Below are 22,804 nucleotides of genomic sequence, written 5' to 3'. Positions count from 1 at the left end.
CTTGAGGCGGGACAGCATGCTTAGGCCCCATTCTTCAGGCCGCGCGCCTTGGCGGCACCGTCGAGGAAGCCCCGCACAATGGCGAAAAACTCGGGCTCGTCGAGCAGGAAGGCATCGTGACCCTTGTCGGTGATGATCTCGGCAAACGAGACTCGGCCGCCCGAGGCGTTCAGCGCATGCACGATGGCGCGGGATTCCGACGTGGGAAACAGCCAGTCCGACGTGAACGACACCACGCAGAACCGGGTTTCCGCGCCCTTGAAGGCATTGGCGACCACGCCGCCGCAATCGGCCGCGAGATCGAAATAGTCCATGGCGCGCGTCAGATAGAGATACGAGTTCGCATCGAAGCGCTCGACAAACGAGCTGCCCTGATGGCGCAGATAGGACTCCACCTGAAAGTCCGCGTCGAACGAGAACGTCGGGTTCTCTCGATCCTGGAACTTGCGGCCGAACTTCCTGTGCAGCGCGGCGTCCGAAAGGTACGTGATGTGCGCGCCCATGCGCGCCACCGCGAGACCGCGGTGCGGGCTCTTCTCGTGCTCAAAATAGCGGCCCTTCATCCACTCCGGATCGGCCATCACGGCCTGGCGGCCGACCTCATGGAACGCGATGTTCTGCGCCGAATGCCGCGTCGCGCAGGCGATCGGCAACGCCGCGAACACGCGCTTGGGGTAACTGGCCGCCCATTGCAGCACTTGCATACCGCCCATCGAGCCGCCCGCCACCGCAAACAGCGTGTCGATACCAAGTTCGTCGAGCAGCATGGACTGCGCGCGCACCATGTCGCGAATGGTGATGACCGGGAACTCCAGGCCCCAAGGCTGGCCGGTCGCTGGATTGGTCGAAGCCGGGCCGGTCGAGCCCATGCAACTGCCGATCACGTTCGGGCAGATGACGAAATAACGCTCGGTGTCGATCGGCTTGCCCGGACCGACCATGGTCTCCCACCAGCCGGGCTTGCCGGTCACGGGATTGGGGCTCGCCACATGATGGTCGCCGGTCAGCGCGTGGCAGACCAGCACAGCGTTGCTGCGGTCAGCGTTCAGCGTACCGTGGGTCTGGTAGGCGATCTGAAACGGCTGAAGCTCCACGCCCGCGTCGAGCTTCAGCGGCCGATTGATCCGCGCGACCAGCGAGTTGCGCGGCGCGTCGGCCTCGCGGCCACGCACGCTCACATCAGGCGCTGTATCGACACTGGCCATCTGGTGCCCCGGCGGCAGCCTGCAAAAGGCGGCAACGCCCGCCATACTCCGGCTAGGTAGGGATCGGGGGGCACTTATGTCAATGTTTTCTTTGATTTAGCGCCGCGTCCCACCTATCAATGACATTGATTTCACCATGGCAAACAAGTCTCAAGATACGCCCACCGGCACGCCCACACTCGGCGATCTCCGCAAGGAGATCGACCGGATCGATGAGACCATGCACCGCCTGCTGATGGAGCGCGGCGACATCATCGACCGCCTCATTTCCGTGAAGGGCACCCAGGAATCCGGCTCGGCGTTCCGGCCGGCCCGCGAGGCCGACATGATGCGGCGGCTGGTGCAGCGCCACCACGGCATCCTGCCGATCGATACCGCCGAGAGCATCTGGCGCGTCATCATCGCGACCTTCACCCATGTGCAGGCGCCGTTTGCGGTACATGCCGATCTCTCGGCCGGCGACGCCATGATGCGCGACAGCGCACGGTTTCACTTCGGCTTCACGGTGCCGTTCGTGCCCCACGTCGGCGCCGCCAATGCGGTCGAGGCGGTCTCCGAATCCAAGGGCGATCTGGCGCTGGTGCCGGCCTTCGCGACCAGCCGCGGCGGCGCCTGGTGGAGCGCGCTGGAGTTCGAAAGCGCGCCCAAGATCATCGCGCGGCTGCCGTTCATCGACCGGCCGGACCATCCGGCGCCGCTCAATGTGTTCGTGGTGTCGCGGGCCGCCGCCGACGCCATGGTCACCGAGGTCGAGACCTGGAGCGTGCGGGTTTCGGGCTGGGGCGCGTCCGCGGCTGCCGCCGCGGCCTCCCTGGCCGAGATCATCGCGGTGCCGGATGTGGCTTTCGACGGGGCCGCGCTGCTGGTTTCGGTGCCGCACGGCCGCAAGCTCGCGGAGGTCACGGCGGCGCTCGTTAAGGCTGGCGCCTCGGTGCGCTCGACGGCCCTCGTCGGCAGCCACGCGACCCGCTATACGGTGCCCTCCGAAAAGTCCTGAACGCCACCAAGGTTTCAAGTTATGACCGCCACCCGTCCAGAGCCCCGCGCGGGCGTGCTTGCCATCGACGCCTACGTGCCAGGCAAGAGCACGGCGCCGGGCGCCGCCAAGGTCTATAAGCTCTCGTCTAACGAGACGCCGCTCGGCCCAAGCCCCACGGCCATCAAGGCCTATGAGACCGTCGGCAAGCATCTTCAGGACTATCCGGACGGCTCCGCGTCAGACCTGCGCGAGGCGATCGGCCGGGTGTACGGCCTCGATCCCAGCCGCATCGTATGCGGCGCGGGCTCCGACGATCTGCTCAATCTGCTCGCACGGGCCTATCTCAGCGACGGCGACGAGGCGATCCACACCACCCACGGCTTCCTGGTCTATCCGATCGCAACGCTTGGCACCGGCGCGACGCCGGTCGTGGCGCCGGAAAAGGACCTCACCGCCGACGTCGATGCGATTTTGAAACGCGTCACGCCGAAGACCAGGATGGTGTTCCTCGCTAATCCGAACAATCCGACCGGCACGTACATCCCGTTCGACGAGGTCAAGCGGCTGCACAAGGGCTTGCCGCCAAATGTGCTGTTCGTGATCGACGCGGCCTATTCGGAATACGTGCAGCGCAACGATTACGAGTCGGGCATCGAGCTGGTCGCGACCAGCGACAACGTGGTGATGGTGCGCACGTTCTCGAAGATCCACGGCCTCGCCGCGCTCCGCCTCGGCTGGGTGTACGGCCCGGCGCACGTGATCGATGCGATCAACCGCATCCGCGGGCCGTTCAACGTCAACGCGCCGGCGATCGCGGCGGGCATCGCCGCGATCGAAGACGCCGCCCATCAGGAGCGCTCGCGCGAGCACAACAGCAAGTGGCTCGCCTGGCTCACCGACGAGATCGGCAAGCTTGGCCTGAAGGTCACGCCCAGCGTTGCGAACTTCGTGCTGATCCATTTCCCGGACCAGAAGGGCAAGACCGCGAAGGAAGCCGACGCGTTTCTCACCAAGCGCGGCCTCGTGCTGCGTCAGGTCGGCGCCTACAAGCTGCCGAACGCACTGCGCATGTCGGTCGGCACCGAGGAGGCCAACCGGCTGGTGGTGAAGGCGCTGGCGGATTTTCTGGACGGAGCGAAGTGAGCCCCGCGGCTGAGCCCATTTTCAACCGCCTGGCGCTGATCGGCTTCGGCCTGATCGGCGGCTCGATCGCGCGCGCCGCACGGGCGCAAAACGCCGTGCGCTCGATCGTTGCGACTGCGCGCTCGCCGGAAACGAGAAAGCGGGTGGCCGAGCTCGGCATCGTCGATCAGGTGGTGGAAACCAACGCTGCCGCGGTCGAGGGCGCCGATCTCGTCATCGTGTGCATTCCGGTCGGCGCCTGCGGCCCGGTCGCCAAGGACATCGCGCCACATCTGATGAAGGGCGCGACCGTCTCCGACGTCGGCTCGGTCAAGGGCTCGGTGGTGCGGGACATGGCCCCTCACCTGCCCGATCATGTTCATTTCGTGCCGGCGCATCCCGTCGCCGGCACCGAGAACTCCGGGCCGGATTCGGGATTTGCCGAGCTGTTCGTCAACCGCTGGTGCATCCTCACGCCGCCGGAAGGCACCGACAAGGCGGCGGTCGAGAAGCTCGCGGCATTCTGGCGGCTCCTCGGCGCCAATGTGGAATCGATGCCGCCCGATCATCACGATCTGGTGCTCGGCATCACCAGCCATCTGCCGCATCTGATCGCCTACACCATCGTCGGCACCGCCGATGAGCTCTCCGAGGTGACGCGTTCCGAAGTGCTGAAGTTCTCGGCCGGCGGCTTCCGCGATTTCACGCGTATCGCCGCCTCCGACCCGACCATGTGGCGCGATATTTTCCTGGCCAACAAGGACGCGGTGCTGGAGATGCTCGGCCGCTTCAGTGAAGACCTGTCGTCACTGACGCGCGCGATGCGAAGCGGCGACGGCAAAACGCTGTTCGATCATTTCACGCGGACGCGGGCGATCCGCCGCGGCATCGTCGACATCGGCCAGGATTCGGCCGTGCCGGACTTCGGCCGCGCCCACCCGACGCTGCCGGTCGAGCCGCTGCCGCGGCCCTATGCTGCGGATAACGAATAGAGGCGCCGTCAGGCGCACGTCACTCGATGACATCGTCAGCGAGCGCGAGCATGTAGGCGGCACGGCGAGGCCCAAAGTGCGCGCGGCCTTGAGATTGATCGCAAGCTCGAACTTGACTGGCGCCTGCACCGGAAGCTCGCCGGCTTTGTCACCGCGGAGAATACGGTCCGCGTAGATCGCCGCTCGCCGGTAAAGATCGCCGACATCGACGCCGTATGATGCAAGGCCGCCTTCGGCTGCGATATACCGATAGGCATAAATCGCCGGCAGTTTGTGGCGGGTCGAAGCGCGGATGATGAGGTCCCGATGTCCAGTGGTCAGGACGTCCGGCAATATCACCATCCCGGAATTGGGTCCTTGCGCGAAAGACTCGATTGAGCGTTCGATACCGGCCCCGTCATCGACGGGCATCGCAACGACCTTCATCGTCGTCGATCTTGCGGCATCCTCAATCAGGTGCACGTAGTAAGAGCCGCCGCTAGGCGATGTTTTTGGATTGAACATGATGCCGGCACGAGTCACCGTTGGAGCAAGTTCCCTCAGCAGACCAAGCCATTTTCCGCCCAGCGACGCTTCGACATTCGTGAATCCAGTCACGTTCCCGCCGGGCCGGGCAATGCTCGCGACGAGCCTGTCACCGACAGGGTCGGACACGACCACGAATATGATCGGTATCGTTCGAGTCTCGCCGCTCAATGCCCTGGCCACGGGTGTCGAGCGGCCGAGAAGAACGTCGGGCTTCAGCTCGACCAGTTCTTTTGCACGGCTTCTGATTCGCGCGGGGTCGCCGTCGCCCCACCGGTAATCGAGCTGGACATCTTTCCAACCGAGCTTTGCAAGCTCCGATCGAAAGACTTCGAGGTGACCGCGCGTATCCGAATCCGTCGAGGCGAACGGCGTCAGGGGCCGATGCGTCGCACACGATCGACGGTCTGTGCACGCGCGACATAAGGAGCGCCGACGGCGGCCCCCAACCCAATCAAGAATCGTCGCCGCCTCATGCCCCCTCGCGGTCCGGACGGGCCATTGTAAGGGGTTAGATTGAGCTTCGGGAAGCAGCCTCAAACGCCCGTGGTCGGCCTCGGCAACATCAGAACGCCCCTGGATAGAGGCCGCCATCGAGCAGAATGTTCTGCCCGGTTATGAAACCGGCGTGAGCCGAACACAGGAACGCGCAGGTTGCGCCGAACTCGTCGGGATCGCCGAAGCGCCCGGCCGGAATCGGGGCCTTGCGTCGTGCGATGGATTCTTCCAGCGAGATGCCGAGCGTCTTCGCAGTCGATGCGTGATTGGAACGCAGCCGATCCGTTTCGAACTGGCCCGGCAACATGAAGTTGATCGTGACGTTGTGCTGCACGACGGAGCGCGCGATTCCGCTGAGGAAGGCGGTGAGGCCGGCGCGCGCACCGGACGACAGGTCGAGGCCGAGCCACGGCATCTTCACCGAGCCTGAGGTGATGTTGACGATCCGGCCGAACTTTTTCCGGATCATCGGGTCGATCGCCCGCTGAAGCAGCTCGACCGGCACGATCATGTTGCCGACGACACCGTCGATCATTTTCTGGCGGTCGAGCTCACGGAAATCGCGGAACGGGGGACCGGCGTTGTTGCCGATCAGGATGTCCGGCTCGGGACAGGCGGCGAACAGCGCATCCTGCCCCTCCCTGGTGGCGACATTGGCGGCCACGGCGATGATCCTGGCGCCAGTCTTGCTGCGGATCTCTGCCGCCGCAGCGTCGAGGCGTTTCGGATCGAGCCCGTTGACCACAACCTCGCAGCCGGCCTCCGCCAGCCGTTCGGCGCAGGCCCGCCCGAGCCCGCGGCTCGATGCGCAAACGATGGCCTTGCGGCCGGCAATTCCGAGATCCATTCGCTTTTCCCTGCTTGCCCGGCGCCCGGCCCGCCTTCCCGCCGCTAGCCCAGGATCGTTCCCTTGCCGCGTCCGCCTGTTGATTGCTCCACCATGACGGTGTCGTGCTCGAGTGCGATCTTGCCGGTCAAATCCGCGTCCATGATCTGCTCTTGTGTCAGCTTGTGCATGGCCGCGAACATTCCGTCGGTGCCGGCGGGGCTGTAGATCATCAGCATGCGGACGCCGCCAGGCGAGGTCACCTGATGGACCGCGCCCGGCGGGATGTGAATGCACGCTCCCTTTTCACCATGGAAAAGATCGTCTCCGACGCGGAAGTCGGCGCTGCCGTCGAACACGTAGAACGTCTCGTATGCCTTGATGTGATAGTGCGCGCGAGACTGAAAGCCGGGCTTGCAGTTCTCCTCGACGACCTCGAACGTCTGATTGGTGTCGGCGCCGGTGATCTTGACGATGACCTCGTTGGCTTTTGCGTAGACATTGCCGTGGCCGGGCGGCGAGAACTTTCCCTTTGCGGCGCCGTTCATCCCGTCTTCTCCCTGTGCCCGTCGACCGGAACGATCGCGCCTGCCGGCGTCTTGGACTTTGCTTCACCGTCGGTTTGCTTCGACTGCCGGCTGCGCTGATCGACAAAGCCCAGCTTTGCCGATAGCTGAGCCGTCATATCCGTCAGTGCACGGACCGCGCTGCCGTCCCAGCCTGTGATTTTTGCGTCAGACCGCGCAACGACACACACCACCGCGACGAGATTGTCGCGGTAATCGAACACGGGCGCCGCGATGGCGTCGACACCGGGAAGCAACGCGCTGGGCGCGCGTGACAAACGCCGCGAGCGGATTTCGCTCATCAGCCCGTCGATCTCATCCGCGGATGGCAGCGCAAGCTTTCGTTGTTGTGCATCGCGCCGCTCGGCCGTGACGAGCGGACGCGTCACCGCCGCGGGCAGATGGGCCAGGAAAATGCGCCCGATGGCCGTCGTCGCAATCGGCAGTCGCGATCCGACCCGAATGTTCATCGTGACCCAGTGGTCGCTTTCCTGCATCGCGACCACGACCGGACCGCCATCGCCCCACACCGCGACAGTGACGGTCTGGTTGATGAGGTCGCGCAGGGCCGGCAGCGCATCGCAAACCTCGGCGACCGGGCTGATGCGCCTCAACCCGATGAGGCCAATCTCCACCGCGGCCGGGCCGATCTGATAGTGGCTGGTGTCGGCATTCTGCGAGACGAGTCCGGCGTTGCGCAGACTGGTCAGATAGCGGTGCACCTTCGCTCGCGCCAACCCGGTCGCCGAAGCCAGATCTTTCAAAGGCAGCGCGCCTCCGCCCGCCGCCAACGCCTTCAAGATCGTCGATGCGATCCTGACGGATTGCACACCGCCGCGATCCGCAATGACCGGCGCTTTGCGCCGGCGGTTTGATTTTTTGCTGCCCGACATTCCTCGATCCCCCGGGATTGGTTCGGGTCCCAATGTGACACCAAACCGCCTTGACCGCGAAGCGTTACGCAATACAGTACGTGTTACGAATAGCGATAACAACCGCAACCCTGCAAATGGAGGAAGCCATGGCAATCCCAGTGACCGTTGCGCCGAAAGGCATGGGCCTGAACGATTTCGTTGCGATGCAGGACGGGTTTTTTGCCGCCGAAGGTCTCGATGTCGAATTCGACATGAAGACGTTCCGCGGCACGCAAGGAAGCTGGAAGGATCTCAAATATTTCGATCGGCCGCAGGACAGGCCCTTTTCCGAGGGCCGCTCCGTGATCCAGGGCGCGTGCGCCTGGGGCTCCGTCTGCAACGCGAGCGCCGGCATGGGAAAGTTCGTCGCCGATTGTTACGGCGTCTCACCGTGGGGCATCTTCGTGCGCCCCGATTCCAAGATCAAAAAGCCGGAAGACCTGAAGGACATTCCGATCGCCGTCGGCATGCGCGCGGGCAGTCACTTCAATGTCCCCTATCGGCTCGAAAAATATCTGCCGCTCGAGAACATCAAACCGGTGAACATCGGCGGCTTCGGCGCCCGGCTCACGGCGCTGTTGAATGGGGAGGTCGAGGCCGCAAGCCTGCTGCCGCCGCAAATCGACATGGCGAAGCAACTCGGGCTGCGGGCCGTCATGGAGGACACCTTCCATACGATCTGGTGGGTGCCGGATGACATGTCGCCGGACGTGCTCAAGCGCTATCTTCGTGCGCTCGACCGGGCCGAGAAAGCGTTGCAAGCCGACCTGCCGAAATACCTGCCGCTGTGGAAGCAGTCGGTTCCGCCGGAATTCCAAAATCAGACCTGGGACTACAGCAAGTTCTCGCGGGGCGAGCGCTTCGTCTATGAGCCGATTCCAAAATCGGAATTCGACGAGATCATGCAGCAGGTCGAGCGCTGGGGTCTCGATCAGCATCTGAAAGAGCGTGGCTTCGAGAAGCTCATCCCGTCCGCAGCCTGAGCCAGCGAAGCGCTCGGCGACGACGAAATTGGCCAGCCCTTTTTGGCTCGTCGCGCACGGGAAGCCCCGGCTGCAAGGTCGGGGCTTTTCTTGAATTCACTTTTGGAGAACTTTCATGATCCGAACGCCCGTCTGCGACTTGCTGGACATCGAGCACCCGATTGCGCTCGGCGGAATGGGATCGGCGACGAATGCAGCGCTTGTGGCCGCGGTATCGCGAGCCGGCGGACTCGGCGCACTCGGCTGCCACTATCTCACCCCTCAGCAAATCAGCGAACGGACCGCAGCCATTCGCCAGGAGACCAACAAGCCGTTCGGCTTGAACTTCCTGACCTTCGACACACGCGAAGACAGCTTCGCCGAGGCGCTCGAACTTCGGCCAAGCGTCATGCAATTCGCCTGGGCGCGGCCGGATCAGGATCTTCGCGCCTATTTCAGCCGCGCCCATGACGCGGGATGCCGGGTGACTTACATGGCGGGAGCCGTGCCGGAGGCCGTGCGCGCGGCAAAAGCCGGCGCCGATGTCATCATCGCGCAGGGTTCGGAAGGCGGCGGCCACGTCGGGTGGATGGGCAGCCTGCCGCTCATTCCGATGATCGTCGATGCGGTCGGCCCCGTCCCGGTGCTGGCAGCCGGCGGCTTCGCCGATGGCCGCGGATTGATTGCAGCGCTGTCGCTTGGCGCCCAGGGCATCCTGCTCGGCACGCGCTTTCTCGCCACGGTCGAATCTCCGCTGCATCCGAACTTCAAGCAGGCGATCGTGGACAGCGACGGCCACGACACGCAACTCTCGGAAATCCCCGACATCGCGGCCGGCCTGGTTTGGCCCGGCGCCATGACCCGCTCGCGACGCAATCGCTTTGTCGAGCGATGGTCGGGCCGCGAATGGGCTTTGCGCCAGAACCGGGTTGAAGCGCTGGCACGGCTCAGGGCCGCGCGTGAGTCCGGCGACGTCGATGAAGGCCCGCTCTCCATGGGACAGGATGCGGGGCTTATTCACGACATTCCCCGCGCCGGCGATCTGGTCACGCGTATTGCCCGGGAGGCAGAACAGATCCTGACGCAGAAGCTGACGCAGTTCGTGTCCAAGCCCAACTGAACCACTCGGATAAACAGCGCGTTTGAGCGCGTGGCCAGCCCGCGCTGCGGCACGTTTTGGAATATGAAATGCCTTTCCGCGCGCTCAACATCATCCTCGCGGCACTTGCGCTGCTCGGCCCGTTCTCCATCCACCTGTTCTTCCCTGTCATCCCGGTCATCAAGGCCGATTTCGCGCTCTCCGATGCTCTCGCCCAGCTGACCTTCAGCATCGGCGTGTTCGGCATGGCCTTCTCCACGCTCGCTTACGGCGCCTTCGCGGACCGTTACGGGCGGCGGCCGGTGCTGCTGGTGGGCCTGCTGCTGTTCCTCGCCGGCAGCGTGCTGTCGGCCTTCGCATTTTCGTTCACCGGTTTGCTGATCGGCCGAATCCTGCAATCCATCGGCGCCGGAAGCGGCATCACCTTGGCCCGTGCGATTGCGCGCGACGTATACGGTGCCGAAGGACTGGTGAAGTCCATCGCCTATCTGACCATGTTCTTCGCGCTCGGAGCACTCGTCGCGCCCGGCTTTGGCGGATTCCTGATCGACCAGGCCGGGTGGAGATCGGTGTTCTACTTCGCCAGCACCATCGGATTCCTGATCGCGCTTGGCTCCTACTTCGTCGTCCCCGAAACCGGGAAACGCGCGACGGCCGGCGGCGGCATGTCGGGGCTGGCCGGTTTCATCGCATTGCTGCGTTATCCGCGCTTCTGCGCTCTCGTCGTCCACACCGGTTGCAGCACCGGCACCTTCCTGATCGTTGCCACCGCGTCGTCCTCGCTGATGAAAGAAGCATTGCACAGGTCGGCAACGGAATTCGGACTGTATTTTGCGATGGTGCCATTCGGCTTCGTGACCGGAACGATCATCTCAAGCCGAGTCGGCAACCGGGCCTCGGTCGAACGCATGATCCTCATTGGCGCCTGCATCGCAGTAGCGGCCGTTTCAATACAGTCAGGCCTGCTGCTGTCAGGTCATTTCACGCCGCTGGTGCTGTTCCTGCCCGGCACGTTCATCACTTTGGCCCAGGGGATTTCGCTGCCATTTGCGCAGTCGGGCGCCATGGCGACAATCCCGAGGCTGGCCGGCACGGCTGCCGGGATCGGTGTTTTTTCCCAGAATTTCCTGGGAGCCGGCTTCGCGCAAATCTACGGTCTCCTCGCCGATGGCAGCCCCTACCCCATGATGGTCATGACGGCGGCGACGGCTACATTGGGAATGATCTCGGCCATCATTCCTTCGTTGCTGTCCCGCTCGCGACCTCAGCCGTCCTGAACAGTTGGTGTCTCCGGGTGAATTTCGACCTCCACGACGGGGCCAGCATGGTCGGCCGCTATGTCTTGTGAACACGCCAGGCGTTCGGTCTCGGCACGCCCTCAATAAAGCGGCGGCGTCATGCCGAGCTTGAGCGGACCGAGCGACACCATGCCGTCGTCGAAGCGCAGCGGCAGCGCCACCGCGCGCTGGCCTTCGAGCTCGGTCGGCTGGCCCATCAGGCCGAGGCTTGCGACCAGCGCCGGGCCCGCGTTCTGGCGGGCGACGTTCCCGAGCCCCGGCATGATGCGGTCGAGCGCGCCGAACGCGTTGTTGAGCTTCGGCGGCGCGCGCTGCTCCGCCAGCATCTGGTCGAGGCCGAGCGCGGGCAAAAACTTCTCGAGGTTGGCGACAGTCAGCCGAAGCTGGCCGTCAAGCCGGCCGGCCGGCGACAGGCTCAGCACACCGTTCGCCACGGCGATGGTTTCGCCCTGCTGCACGCGGGCACTCGCGATCTCGATCCGGCCGCCCGCGGCCTGAAGCTCACGCAGCCGCTGCTGCCAGGGCTTCGGCGCGAAATCCTTCAGCCCGCGCACCACCGCGGTGATGTCGGCGTCGGTCGGGATCGCGGCCGCCGGATGCCAGGCCTGCGCCGACGCCCCGACCAGCTTCACGACAGTCTCGATCACCGGATTTTCCCGCACGGTCCCGGAGACCAGCCGGGCGTTGAGATCGGCACGCGTGGCTTTGAAGACGTTCTCGGCCTCGGTGCGGTCGACCGCGAGCTGGTCGAGATGGATCGCGGCGCTCTCGGGTGAGGTCGGCAGGCCATGCAATTCCGTGCGCGCGTATTGCCAGGTCACGGTGACAAACGGCTGCTGGCCCGGCTGCGCCACCGTGAGCGGCCCGGTGAATTCGGTGGTCAGCACGGTCGGCTTCCACAGCGCCGCCGAGACCAGCATGCCCTTGGCCTTGAGCGAGAGCGGCGGCTGATTGGTCTTCAGCTCGGCGCTGGCATCAGTGCAACGCGCTTCGATGCCGAACGGAAATCCACCGATGCTTTGCGACGCACAGTTGTAGACGCGCCCGGCCTTGGCCTCGCGCGCCTTCCAGCCCTCAAGCGTGCGTTCGGCGACGCCGGCGCCGTAACCCCAGCCCCCGGCCCAAAGCGCGCCAAGAATCACCAGTAAGGCGATCAGGACGATCGGCCAGCGGCGGCGCCTTGGAATGGAATCTGCTTGAATCATCCGTGCTGTGAAGCCCTGGAATACGGCGTTTCAAAGGTTCCCTAATGTTCTGTTGTTGTTTGATTCTGTCCAGGCCATCGCGGCCGCGCTATATGGCCTGCTAGGCTAGCACGTTGCGGAAATGACCGGTCCAGACCCCTCCATCGACCACGCCACTGAAGATCTCTGGGTGTTCGGCTATGGCTCGCTGATCTGGCGGCCTGGCTTCGAATATGCCGAGCGCATTCCGGCGCACATCGTGGGGATGCGCCGCTCGCTGTGCATCTACTCGTTCGACCATCGTGGCACGCCGGAGCGGCCCGGCCTCGTGCTCGGACTCGATTTCGGCGGCGCCTGCCGCGGCATCGCCTATCGCGTGACGGCAAGCAAGCGGCCGGCGACGCTTACTTATCTGCGCGAGCGCGAACAGACCACGGCGGTGTATCGCGAGATGGTTCGCAGCATCTGGCTCGCCGGCAATCCGGAGCGGCGGGTCGACGCGCTCTGCTACGTGGTCGACCGCGGTCATCCGCAATACGCCGCGGGCCTCACCCACGACAAGCAGCTGCATATCGTGCGGCAGGCGCACGGCCGGTCCGGCCACAACCGCGATTATGTGCTGGAGACCGCGAAGGCGCTGGAGGCGCTCAACATCGTCGATCACGAATTGCAGGTTCTGGCGGACCGGCTGCGCGGCACGCAGGACGCCCACCCGGCCCCCACTTGAGTGACTTGACTACAACTTCACACCGAGCCGCTTGAGCTCGGCTTCGCCCTCGGCGATCAGCCGCGCCGTCGCCGTCTCGATGTCGTCCTGCAACCGTTTGAAGAACTCGCTCTTGTCGAGGCCGGGCGGGATCGGCGGCAGGAATTCGACCACGATGGTGCCGGGATAGCGCCGGAAGTGGCGGCGCGGCCAGTACAGTCCCGAATTGAGCGCCACCGGAATGCACGGCACGCCGATCTCGGCGTAAAGATGCGCAACGCCGAACTTGTAGCGCGGCTCGGCGCCCGCGGCGCGGCGCGTGCCCTCCGGAAAAATCACCAGCTGGCGGCCGGTCTGGATTTCCTCACGGGCGCGCGCCGTCATCTTGGTCAGCGCCTGGCTGCCGGCCTGGCGGTCGACCGGGATCATGCGGCCCTTGGCCATGAACCAGCCGAACAGCGGAATCCACATCAGCTCACGTTTGACGATGAAAGTGTAGTCGTCAAACAGCTTGAGCAGCGCGAAGGTTTCGAAGGTCGACTGGTGCTTGGCCGCGATGATCAGCGGCTCGCTGAGCCGCCGGCCCTGCAGATGCTCCAGCCCGCGCACCTCCATCCGGGTGCCGCAGACCACGCGCAGCAGGAACACGCTGACCCGGCCCCACAGCTCGGCCATCTTCAGGATGGCCTTGTGCGGCATCACGAACGTCGTGACCGCCAGCAGCAGCAGCACGACCAGGTTCACGTAGAACAGCAGGTTGTAGATGACAGAGCGGATAACGATCACGTTGGCAAATCGCTGCTGAAGGGGCCTCGGGTCACGCGAGCGACGGCGGAATCGTCATGCGGACCCGGGCGACGATATACTTCAAATATTCCAGAAACAGCAGCCTGGCGGTGTCCGGATTGTCCCACCAGTCATCGACCTTGACCCGGTCCGAAACCACCGCATAGGGCACCAGACTGACCTCGGGCAGCTCGTGGCCGAGCTCGGCCATGGCGCGCGGCATGTGATAGTTGGCGGTGACCACGATCACCGACTTGAAGCCACGGTCCACGACCCAGCGGCGGGTCTCGACCGCATTGCCGATGGTGTTGGTCGCCGAATAGTCGAGATCGACGCAGCAGGAGAACCAGCGTTGATGCTCGGGCACCAACCGCGCGATCTCGTAGGACCGGGTGTTGCGGTTGACGCCGCTGATGAGCAGACGCCGGCCGTGGCCGGTGGACAGAAGCTCCAGCGCGTCGCTGATGCGGAACGCGCCGCCGGTCAGGACCACGATGCCGTCGGCCTTGTGCGACGGCGAGGCCTCGACCACCGGCATCTGGCTGACGAACCAATAAAAGCCGCCAGAGAACAGCACTCCGGCCAGCAGGACGACAAGCAAGACGGTGCGGTAGGCGCGCCGCCACAGCAGCGCCCCTGGGCTTCTCGTCGTCGTCCCTGGCTCAACCGAATGCATCAGTCTCTAAACCCGTCGCGCCGGATGATATCGCAGATTCCGGCACCGCGATGGCGTGCTGCTAGTCCACAAAGTCGAGCGTCCGGTTGACGGTGCGGCGGGAGGCTACCGCCGTCACCACGGCGATCAGCACGATCTGCGCCAGGATCGCGATATATCCGCTGAGGCTGAGCGAAAACGTGCCGAACAGCGCCGTGATCTGATCGCCGCTCGCCGTGCCGATGCTCAAATTTGCGATCAGGCCGGCAATGCCGAACAGCAGGATCGCAGCCCCGCCGCCGATCACCCCGCCTTCGAGGCCCAGCACCAGGAAATGCCGCTCGAACTGCCTGGCGATGAAACCGCTCTTGGCGCCGATGAAGTGCAGCACCTCGACGATCGGCCGGTTGGTGGCCATGGCGCCCTGCGTGGCGAACGTCACCGAGAGCACGGTGGCCGCAAGCATCAGCACCAGCACCACGATGCCGCCCGCGATGGTGGACTGCGCCATGGTGTGCATCCGCTCGATCCAGCCGCGGTGGTCGTCCAGCGTCGCCGCACCGACCCGCTCCGAGAGCGTCTTGCGCAGCGGCGCGAGTTCGACGCTGCCATCCTGCAGCTTCAGCACGATCATCCGCGGCACCGGCAGATCGTCGAGCGAGAGCCCGCTGCCGAGCCAGGGCTCGATCAGCCGCGCAGACTCGTCCTTGGAAAACGGCCGCACGTCGACGATGCCGGGATAGGCCCGCGCGATCTCCGACGCACGCGCGACATCGGCCTCGAGGTCGCGGCCCTGCACCGGGCGCACCTGGATGGTCACTTCACGCGCCACCTCGGACTGCCATTCGGACGCCGACGCCCGCACCAGCATCACGGCGCCGGTGGTCAGCGAGGCGAGAAACGTCATGATCGCGACCACGGCGACCAGCGCCCGGCCTGCGATCGAGCGCTTCGGCACGATCGGCGTGTCGCCGTGTGTCAGGAGCCCCGACATCTCGCGCGGCGTCATCAGTTCGCCGTCCATCTTCTGCTGGCTCAGCCGAAACTCAGACATGATGAAGCTCAGACATCCCCGCCTTGCTCAATCGTAGACATGCAGCCGCCCCTCATGCAGCACCAGCCGCCGCGAATCGTATTCATCCATCAGGCTGATGTCGTGGGTGGCAATCACCACCGTGGTGCCGGATTTGTTCAACTCCATGAACAGCCGCAGCAAGCGCTGCCCAAGATTGGGATCGACGTTGCCGGTCGGCTCGTCGGCCAGCAGCAATTGAGGGCGCGCGATCACGGCGCGCGCGATCGCGGCACGCTGCTTCTCACCGCCGGACAGGACCGGCGGCAGCGCGTTCATGCGATCGCCGAGACCGACCCAGTGCAAAAGCTCGACCACCTCGTTGCGATAGCTCGCCTCCTCCTTGCCCATGACACGGAACGGCAAGGCGACATTCTCGTAGGTGGTCATGTGATCGAGCAGACGGAAGTCCTGGAACACGATGCCGATGCGCCGGCGCAACGTTGCAAGCTCGTCCTTGTCCAGGGTCGCCACATCGTAGTTGAAGACAGAGATCAATCCGCGGGTCGGCCTGAGTGACAGGAACAAAAGCTTCAGCAGCGAGGTCTTGCCGGCGCCCGACGGCCCGGTGAGAAACTGGAACGAATGCGGCTCGATCTGGAAGCTGAGGTCGCGCAGAACCTCCGGCCCCAGCCCATACCGCAATCCCACGTTCTCAAATCGGACCACGCTGTCTCCTGTCCCGGTCCCCGCCTGGTGATTCGGCCAGATCCCCGAGTATTGAACCCGATCTGCGAAAGCCCTCTTAACGCGCTATTAACCGCGCGGCCACCGGCAGCTTTCATGCCCCAATTGGAGCCAGACTTCGGCCAATGCCTGCATTTTCATGGTTTCCGGTCCGTTAACGGACGGCTGCTAGTTTCGCGAACCAAGTTGTAATGCAAGTGAGTCGCTGGCGTCCGCCGGCCTGTTCAAAGATCGCCGTGATGCAGATTGCCTGTCCGAAGTGCTCGACCGCCTACCAGATCGCCGCCCAGGCGATTGGCGCGAGCGGCCGCACGGTCCGCTGCGTGCGCTGCCAGAATGTCTGGTACGTGCCCTCGCCCGGCATCATCCCGGCGGCCATGGAAGCCACGGCTTCGGAAACGGCTGACACGGTCTCCCATCCCGCGTCCCGCCAGCACGTATCGCCACCGGAAAGCCACCGTCAGCCGCCGCCTGAGACTTCGCTTCGGTCCAGGCCCCCATCGGCCGATGCGACGCCCATTGCCCCGACCGGCGACGAGGCCTCGCCGGAACCGGATGCAGGGAGTCCGCCGGACGAACGCATCGCCCTGTCCGACATTTCGATACCGCTCACCGATGCGCCGCCGCTTGCACCCGAGCCGGGGGACGGCATCGAGGGCGCGGCGCTCGACCACACGCCCGAGGACATCGAGCGCGTGGCCGAACGACGGCGCATCCGCGCCGCAGCCCGACGCAAGAACCGCAGGCGCATGCCGCTGCCGTTCGTGATCGTCTTCCTGCTGTTCGTCTCCGGCGCGCTGATCGGACTGCGCAAGGACATCGTCCGCCACGTGCCGCAGATGGCCTCGTTCTATTCCAAGATCGGACTTCCGGTGAACCTGCGCGGTCTCGTCTTCAACGACGTCAAGATCGGCAACGAAACCCATGACGGGGTTCCGGTGCTGGTGGTCGAAGGCGTGATCGCGAGCACCGTCGGCATCCCTGTCGACGTTCCGCGCATCCGCTTTTCGCTGCGCAATCCCGCCGGCGCCGAGGTCTATTCCTGGACCGCGCAACCGGCACAGCCGGTCCTGGAACCGGGCGACACCATGCCGTTCCGCACCCGGCTTGCATCTCCCCCCGCCGATGGGCAAGACCTTCAGGTCCGATTCTTCACCAAGCGCGATGCCGCTGGCAGCGCGCCCTGAGGATCCCCGATGGCGCGCATCCTGATTGCTGAAGACGAGGAGCCGTTGCGCGGCCTCGTCGCCCGAGCCCTCAACGAGGATGGCCACGAGGTCGTCGCCACCGCCGATGGCGCCGCGGCGCTCGACACGTTGCAGCGAGAGGCCGGGCGGTTCGACCTTCTTCTCGCCGACATCAAGATGCCGGTGATGGACGGCCTGGCGCTCGCGCTCGCCACCGCGCGCGACTTCCCGCGTCTTCCGATCCTGCTGATGACCGGCTTCGCCGATCAGCGCGAACGCGCCTCGGGTCTCGAGGCGCTGGTCAGCGATGTGATCTCGAAGCCGTTCTCCGTGGCCGAGATCAAATTCGCGGTCGCGGCGGCGCTGGCCAAAGGCAAGAAATAAGCCGGCGCGCCGGCTGGAGCATTTTCCGGCGAAGTGTGAAGCGGTTCGCCGCAGAAATGCGACCCAACCGGAGGGCCGCGACCGAAAGCGCGTTTCGGCTTCGTCTGCGGCCGTGATAAGCCCTTGGGGACCTCAAGGATACCCGATGCACGAGCTGATCCGAGACCTCGCCTTGTCCATTGTGATGGCGTGGCTGTTCGGCGTCGGGGCCTTTGTGGCGCGTCAGCCGCTGATCCTGGCCTATCTGGTGGCGGGCTTCGTGATCGGGCCGTTCGGCCTCAAATGGGTCCAATCCGAGCAGTCGATCAGCATCATCGCAGAACTCGGCCTGATCTTCATGCTGTTCATGATCGGGCTCGAGATCGACCTGAAGAAGATCGTCCGCGCCGGTAGCGTCATCCTGGTGACGTCGGCGGTGCAGATCATCGGCTGCTTCCTGCTCGCGCTCGGCCTGTTCCTGCTGATGGGATTGACCATCGGCGGCGGTAAATTCGACGCGCTCTACCTTGCAGCCGCGGTGGCGCTGAGCAGCACGGTCATCATCGTAAAGGTGCTGTACGAAAAACACGAGATCGACACCCTGCCTGGCCGGATCACGCTCGGCGTGCTGGTGTTGCAGGATCTGTTCGCGATCCTGTTCCTCGCGATCCAGCCGAGTCTCAACGATCTGCAGTTCAGTGTCGTTCTGGTGTCGCTGATCCGCGTCGGCGTGCTGCTGACCGCAGCGCTCCTGATCAGCCGCTTCACGCTGCCGCATCTCTTCCAGATCATCGCGCGGCTGCCCGAGTTGGTGCTGGTCGGCGCACTGGCCTGGTGCTTTGCGGTTGCGGAATTTGCCGAATTCCTCGGACTGTCACGCGAAATGGGCGCCCTCGTCGCGGGCGTTTCGCTCTCGACCTTCCCCTACGCGCTCGACGTCACCGCAAAAGTGACCTCGCTGCGCGACTTCTTCATCACGCTGTTCTTCGTGGCGCTCGGCATGACGATACCGCTGCCGACCCCGGCCGTGCTGGGCTTCGCCCTCGTCATCGTCGTGTTCACGATGGTGAGCCGGGTGGTGACGGTGTTTCCGCCGCTATACGCCATGGACCAGGGCCTCCGGGCCAGCCTTCTGCCAGCCATCAACCTCGCGCAGATCAGCGAATTCTCGCTGGTCCTCATCCAGGTGGGCGTGCAATCGGCGCAGGTGCAGACTTCGACCGCGAGCGCCGCATCGGCGGCCTTCGTCGTGCTCGCGGTGTTGAGCACGTTCCTGATGATGCGCAGCGACGCCATCACGCGCCGCGCGATCCCGGCATTCAAGCGCTTCGGCCTGCGCGATCTCGACGAAAAGAAGGCGGCAGATCAGCTGGAAACCACCGCAGAGCGCAAGCGGCGGATCGTCATTCTCGGTTTCTATCGCGTCGCCAGCTCGTTTGTCGCCGAGCTCGAGCGGCGGCACGCCGCGTTGCTCGAGCAAGTGTTCGTCGTCGACTTCAGCCCGACCGTCTATCACGAGTTGCAAAGGCGCGACGTCAAGATCCACTACGGCGACATTTCGCACGCCGACACGCTGACGCACGCCGGCATCGCCGATGCCGAGATCGTCATCTCGAGCGTGCCGGATTCGCTCCTGAAGGGCACCAGCAACGAGCGGCTGGTGCGCCATGTCCGCGCCGTCAATCCGACCGCCAAGATCATCGCGACCGCCGAAGTGCTGGCCGAAACCGAGACGCTTTATGCGGCCGGCGCCGACTACGTCATCGTCGCGCGGCTCGATCTCGCCAACGAGCTGGTTGAGGTCGTCACCGCCGCCGAAGCCGGCCTGATCGACGACATGCGGTCGCGCCTGGAGGAGCGGCTCAAAGACCGTCGCGAGATTCTGCCGTAGGCCGTGATCACGGCTTGATCGGAGCGATCCGGTCGTACTTGATCATCTGCGACGATCGACCGTTGTTGCGGTATTCCTTCGCGATGATCAATTTCAAATCAGGTGAGTAATAGTCGGTGTCGCGAAACGCCAAGGGACCACCGCCGCGCGACTCGCTGCGTTCGATCTTCAGCACACTGTATTTGCAGGCGCCGATATAGAGCGCATCGGTGTCTTTGACGGAAATCTGAACCGCGGCGGTCGAGGGACGCTCGCCGCCTTCGACGTCTAACTCAACGGTCGCGGTGCTGCCTGGCTTCAGCGGAAACAGCGCCTCGAGCTTGGTCTTTGGCTTGAAGACGGTGCGGCGCCCCCGATCGATGCGGTCCAGTTCGAACAGGCCCTGAAACTGAGTCGTTTCCAGCAGGACCTTGCCATCAAAACGCATGACGGTGCGTACCGTTGTGGCATCGGTGAACATCACCTCGGTCTTGGAGCCGCCATCGCGCTCGATGACGTAACCGCTGGCCGCGGATTTTGCGGATGGGCAATCCTGCGGATATGCAATCTGTGGAACAATCAGGATTGCTGCGCTGGCGGCGGATAGCGCCGCGAACGTCCTCGGCAAATTCATTGCTGGCCCCCCGACCGGCTATGAAAAACGTAAAACCGCTCAATAATCTTTCAGCAGCCGCTCGATGTAGTCGAGCTCGAGCTGCGGACGGGAGCTTTCGCCGAAGCGCTTGCGCAGCTCTTCGAGAATGCGGCGCGCGCGCTGCACGTCGATCTCGCCCGGGACCTTGACCGAGGTGTCGTCGCCGTAATCGCGGCCGTTGCGCAGCGGCCGGCCCAACGGATCGGTGTCCGAATTGGCTCGCGCCTGGCCGTTGCGGCCCGGATTGCCCGGCCCCTGCCCCTGGCCCATCTGCTGCTGCATCGACTGCGCCATGCCCTGCTGGCCTTTGCGCATCGCGTCCAATGCGCGGCCCTGCGAATCCACGGCGGTGTCGGCGTCGCCCTCGCCGAGCTGATCGCCGGCATCGCCCATCGCCTCGCCGGCGCGGCCGAGCTGATCGCCCTCGCTGCCCTGCTGACCTTGACCCTGCTGCTGTTGTTGGCCCTGCTGGCCTTGTTGCCCTTGCTGGCCCTGCTGCGGGAAGCCCTTCTTCTTCAACTCCTCCATCAGCTTGTTGAGCTGCTCACGCAGCGCCTGCTGATCCTGGCGAAGCTGGCCCATCTGGTTCTGGCCGCGTTCGCCTTGCTGGCCCTGCTGCCCTCGCTGGCTGCGCTGACGGCGCTGATCCTGGCCCTCGCGGAAGGTGCGGTCACGAAGCTGCTGCTGGCGGTTGATCATGTCGCCGAGCTCGTCGAGCGCCGACTGCATGTCGTCGCCGCCGTCGTCCTGGTCGCCGGGCCGCGCCATCTGCAGATTGTTCAGCATCTGGCTGAGCTGATCGAGCATCTGTTTGGCGGCGTCGCGGGCGCCGGAGCGCGCCATGCGCTCCATGCGGTCCAGCATGCTGCGCAGATCCTGCGACCGCAGCTCGCGCGCATTCTTGTCGAGCGGCCGCGCCATCTGCGGGTTCTTGCGAAGCTCCTCGGCCAGCGCCTGCATGAACTTGTCGAGCGCCGCGCGAAGGTCGTCCATCAGCTTCTTGATTTCGTCGTCGGACGCACCGCGGTCCAGCGCTTCGCGCAGCGCGTCCTGCGCGGCGCGCAGCTGCTTCTCGGTCTCCGAGACATTGCCGTCCTCGAGCAGCACCGCCATGGCCCAGAGCCGCGTCACCACCTCGCGCAGCGCGTCGTCGGTCGAAGCCCGCGCGAGCTGCCAGTAGATCGAGCGCAAGCCAAGATAGACGCCGCTTTCGGGGATGAATCGCTCCGGTGCGATGGTCAGCGCATCGAGCGCCATCAGCACGTGGTCCTTGTTGTTGGCATCGAGCGCGAGATCGCGGCGCTGCTCGATCAGCGCGCGCGGCAGCGGCTTGCTGAACGGCCGCTCGGGAAGGCGCAGCTCCTGCGAGGTCGAACGGCCTTCGTTGTTGCCCTCATCGCGCGCCACCAGCGTCATGGTCACGTCGGTGCCGGCCCATGGATGCTCGGAGAGATCCTTGGTCGTCGAGCCCGCGCCGTTGCGCGTGCGAGACTGCGGCAGCGCCAGCGGGAAGTTCGGCGCCTCGTAGAGCGGATGCGGTTCCTTGCCGGTCCCGGACGCGTCAGCCTTGCGCTCGAAGGTCGCCTGGGCCTCGACGACGCCGTAGTCGTCTTCGAGCTTGTAGTTCAGCAGCAGCGAGCCGCGCAGCTGCGCCTCGGGCTCTTTGGTGAGCGCGATGGTCGGCGGCTTGTCCGGGATCGCAGTGAACCGCCACGTCACGTCGTCGCCCGTGCCGCGGATGCTGGCACTGCCCGCCTCGGTGATCGTGAAGTGCTTTTCTTCGGTGCCCTTGGGCGCCTGCGGCGTGGTGCTGGCGCCGTTGGGCTTGGCCTCGGCGAGGCCGCCCGTCACCGCGATGTCGAGACCCGATTGGCCGCTGGCGCGCACCACGAGCGTCGAGCCCGCCGGCACCGCGACCGGCGCGGTGCTGCGTGCCTGGGTCTGCTCGCCGGGCCGCAGCCCTGGCAGGATCATCGGCGGCCGGGCCGTGTAGGCCGGCGGCGTCACCCAGGCGTCGATCCGGTAGTTCGCAGGCGTCACCACGCCGCGCCAGTCGAAGGCCGCGGCCACCCGGCGGAAGCGCTCGCTGCCGGCAGCCACAAAGGTCGCGACCACCAGAACCGCCACCAGCGCCCGCAACGCGATCGGATCGCGCGCCGCGACCCGCGGCGCCGGGGTTCCGGATTTCAAGGCATTCGCTGCACGCAGCGCGCGTTCAACGTGCGCCCGCCACAGCGCCACCGCGAACTGGTCGCCTGCCTCCGGCGCCATCGTGTCGGCGATGGCGGTCGCGGGCCGGTGCGGCAAAAGGCTGAAGCGGTCGAGCCGCCGCAACGCATCGATCTTGGACGGCCAGCGAACCTGGAGGAGCGGCAACATGCCGGCAGCCGCCAGCAGAACGAACACGCCCAGACCGATGGCGCGCCCGACCGGCGGCAGCCACAACCAGAGTCCGAGCCACGACACAGCCAGGAACAGTCCAACCACGGTGGCGATCGAGGCCAGCGCCGGCCACAACCGCTCCCACAGGATCGCCATCCGGGCTCGGAACAGGCCACGGGACAGCATCGCCTCGCCGGAGCGAGCCAGGCGCTCACCTTCAGGGATTTCGACAGTGGTCTCGGTCAAATCGGCTCCAACGGCACCGGCGCCA

General features: G+C 65.1%; 21 protein-coding genes and 1 pseudogene. 10 read left to right on the top strand and 12 right to left on the bottom strand.

Annotation, left to right across the window (positions count from 1 at the left end):
* Positions 1-20 precede the first annotated feature (20 nt).
* Positions 21-1,205: a homoserine O-acetyltransferase MetX gene (gene metX / locus RHPLAN_RS06515; RefSeq protein WP_068015014.1), complete on the bottom strand. Its 1,185-nt coding sequence runs from the start codon at positions 1,203-1,205 to the stop codon at positions 21-23.
* Positions 1,206-1,341: 136 nt separating this feature from the next.
* Between metX and RHPLAN_RS06510 the strand changes: the two genes are divergently transcribed.
* Genes RHPLAN_RS06510 through RHPLAN_RS06500 form a run of 3 tightly spaced genes read left to right on the top strand, consistent with a single transcriptional unit; the run spans position 1,342 to position 4,298 of the window.
* Positions 1,342-2,202: a chorismate mutase gene (locus tag RHPLAN_RS06510; protein ID WP_068015012.1), complete on the top strand. Its 861-nt coding sequence runs from the start codon at positions 1,342-1,344 to the stop codon at positions 2,200-2,202.
* Between the two features lie 21 nt (positions 2,203-2,223).
* Positions 2,224-3,327 (top strand): histidinol-phosphate transaminase, encoded by a 1,104-nt coding sequence (gene hisC, locus RHPLAN_RS06505; protein WP_068015009.1) that lies wholly within the window; start codon positions 2,224-2,226, stop codon positions 3,325-3,327.
* Between the two features lie 17 nt (positions 3,328-3,344).
* Positions 3,345-4,298 carry a prephenate/arogenate dehydrogenase family protein gene (locus tag RHPLAN_RS06500; protein WP_068030687.1) on the top strand — a complete coding sequence of 318 codons (954 nt, stop codon included), beginning with the start codon at positions 3,345-3,347 and terminating at the stop codon, positions 4,296-4,298.
* Positions 4,299-4,367: 69 nt separating this feature from the next.
* Here RHPLAN_RS06500 and RHPLAN_RS40450 read toward each other — a convergent pair.
* The 4 genes and pseudogenes from RHPLAN_RS40450 to RHPLAN_RS06485 all read right to left on the bottom strand — a co-directional run.
* Positions 4,368-5,417, bottom strand: a pseudogene (locus RHPLAN_RS40450) (ABC transporter substrate-binding protein); the annotation flags it as partial.
* Positions 5,389-6,168 (bottom strand): SDR family oxidoreductase, encoded by a 780-nt coding sequence (locus tag RHPLAN_RS06495; protein WP_068015006.1) that lies wholly within the window; start codon positions 6,166-6,168, stop codon positions 5,389-5,391. The pseudogene RHPLAN_RS40450 and the gene RHPLAN_RS06495, both read right to left, overlap by 29 nt.
* A gap of 44 nt (positions 6,169-6,212) precedes the next feature.
* On the bottom strand, positions 6,213-6,695 hold the full coding sequence (locus tag RHPLAN_RS06490) for a cupin domain-containing protein (RefSeq protein ID WP_068015003.1): 483 nt from the start codon (positions 6,693-6,695) through the stop codon (positions 6,213-6,215).
* Positions 6,692-7,606: an IclR family transcriptional regulator gene (locus tag RHPLAN_RS06485; RefSeq protein WP_068015000.1), complete on the bottom strand. Its 915-nt coding sequence runs from the start codon at positions 7,604-7,606 to the stop codon at positions 6,692-6,694. The genes RHPLAN_RS06490 and RHPLAN_RS06485 overlap by 4 nt, the downstream gene beginning before the upstream one ends.
* A 128-nt stretch (positions 7,607-7,734) precedes the next feature.
* Here RHPLAN_RS06485 and RHPLAN_RS06480 point away from each other — a divergent pair, with 128 nt between their 5' ends.
* From RHPLAN_RS06480 to RHPLAN_RS06470, 3 genes are all read left to right on the top strand, one after another.
* The gene (locus RHPLAN_RS06480) at positions 7,735-8,610 is read left to right on the top strand and encodes an ABC transporter substrate-binding protein (RefSeq protein ID WP_157100095.1); all 876 of its coding nucleotides are present in this window, start codon (positions 7,735-7,737) and stop codon (positions 8,608-8,610) included.
* A gap of 115 nt (positions 8,611-8,725) precedes the next feature.
* Entirely contained in the window at positions 8,726-9,709 is a 984-nt protein-coding gene (locus RHPLAN_RS06475) for an NAD(P)H-dependent flavin oxidoreductase (RefSeq protein ID WP_068014995.1), read from the top strand.
* Between the two features lie 68 nt (positions 9,710-9,777).
* Positions 9,778-10,965 (top strand): MFS transporter, encoded by a 1,188-nt coding sequence (locus tag RHPLAN_RS06470; protein ID WP_157100094.1) that lies wholly within the window; start codon positions 9,778-9,780, stop codon positions 10,963-10,965.
* Between the two features lie 101 nt (positions 10,966-11,066).
* On the opposite strand, the gene RHPLAN_RS06465 is transcribed toward RHPLAN_RS06470, so the two are convergent.
* Positions 11,067-12,191, bottom strand: coding sequence for a DUF2125 domain-containing protein (locus RHPLAN_RS06465; RefSeq protein WP_068014989.1), 1,125 nt, complete (start codon positions 12,189-12,191; stop codon positions 11,067-11,069).
* A 121-nt stretch (positions 12,192-12,312) separates the two neighbouring features.
* On the opposite strand from RHPLAN_RS06465, the gene RHPLAN_RS06460 reads away from it, so the two are divergent.
* Positions 12,313-12,897 (top strand): gamma-glutamylcyclotransferase, encoded by a 585-nt coding sequence (locus RHPLAN_RS06460; protein WP_068014986.1) that lies wholly within the window; start codon positions 12,313-12,315, stop codon positions 12,895-12,897.
* 9 nt (positions 12,898-12,906) lie between these two features.
* On the opposite strand, the gene RHPLAN_RS06455 is transcribed toward RHPLAN_RS06460, so the two are convergent.
* From RHPLAN_RS06455 to ftsE, 4 genes are all read right to left on the bottom strand, one after another.
* Positions 12,907-13,662: a lysophospholipid acyltransferase family protein gene (locus RHPLAN_RS06455; RefSeq protein WP_068014983.1), complete on the bottom strand. Its 756-nt coding sequence runs from the start codon at positions 13,660-13,662 to the stop codon at positions 12,907-12,909.
* A gap of 31 nt (positions 13,663-13,693) precedes the next feature.
* Positions 13,694-14,338 (bottom strand): YdcF family protein, encoded by a 645-nt coding sequence (locus RHPLAN_RS06450; protein WP_068014980.1) that lies wholly within the window; start codon positions 14,336-14,338, stop codon positions 13,694-13,696.
* Positions 14,339-14,399: 61 nt separating this feature from the next.
* A complete protein-coding gene (locus tag RHPLAN_RS06445) occupies positions 14,400-15,341 on the bottom strand; it encodes a cell division protein FtsX (protein ID WP_068030682.1) in 942 nt (313 codons plus the stop codon).
* Positions 15,342-15,398: 57 nt separating this feature from the next.
* On the bottom strand, positions 15,399-16,058 hold the full coding sequence (gene ftsE / locus RHPLAN_RS06440; RefSeq protein WP_068014977.1) for a cell division ATP-binding protein FtsE: 660 nt from the start codon (positions 16,056-16,058) through the stop codon (positions 15,399-15,401).
* A gap of 257 nt (positions 16,059-16,315) precedes the next feature.
* Between ftsE and RHPLAN_RS06435 the strand changes: the two genes are divergently transcribed.
* The 3 genes from RHPLAN_RS06435 to RHPLAN_RS06425 all read left to right on the top strand — a co-directional run bounded on the left by RHPLAN_RS06435 (position 16,316) and on the right by RHPLAN_RS06425 (position 19,517).
* Positions 16,316-17,263: a zinc-ribbon domain-containing protein gene (locus RHPLAN_RS06435; protein ID WP_198164745.1), complete on the top strand. Its 948-nt coding sequence runs from the start codon at positions 16,316-16,318 to the stop codon at positions 17,261-17,263.
* 9 nt (positions 17,264-17,272) lie between these two features.
* Entirely contained in the window at positions 17,273-17,647 is a 375-nt protein-coding gene (locus tag RHPLAN_RS06430) for a response regulator (RefSeq protein WP_068014970.1), read from the top strand.
* A 145-nt stretch (positions 17,648-17,792) separates the two neighbouring features.
* The gene (locus RHPLAN_RS06425; RefSeq protein ID WP_068014967.1) at positions 17,793-19,517 is read left to right on the top strand and encodes a cation:proton antiporter domain-containing protein; all 1,725 of its coding nucleotides are present in this window, start codon (positions 17,793-17,795) and stop codon (positions 19,515-19,517) included.
* Positions 19,518-19,524: 7 nt separating this feature from the next.
* Here RHPLAN_RS06425 and RHPLAN_RS06420 read toward each other — a convergent pair whose 3' ends face one another.
* Together RHPLAN_RS06420 and RHPLAN_RS06415 are read right to left on the bottom strand one after the other, a co-directional pair.
* Positions 19,525-20,124, bottom strand: coding sequence for a hypothetical protein (locus RHPLAN_RS06420; protein ID WP_157100092.1), 600 nt, complete (start codon positions 20,122-20,124; stop codon positions 19,525-19,527).
* 45 nt (positions 20,125-20,169) lie between these two features.
* Entirely contained in the window at positions 20,170-22,719 is a 2,550-nt protein-coding gene (locus RHPLAN_RS06415) for a TIGR02302 family protein (protein WP_198165056.1), read from the bottom strand.
* Positions 22,720-22,804 lie beyond the last annotated feature (85 nt).

The sequence above is a fragment of the Rhodoplanes sp. Z2-YC6860 genome (genome assembly GCF_001579845.1).
In the GTDB taxonomy this organism is placed as follows: domain Bacteria; phylum Pseudomonadota; class Alphaproteobacteria; order Rhizobiales; family Xanthobacteraceae; genus Z2-YC6860.
Note: the sequence above shows the minus strand (reverse complement) of the source record. Positions and strands in the feature narration are given on the sequence as shown.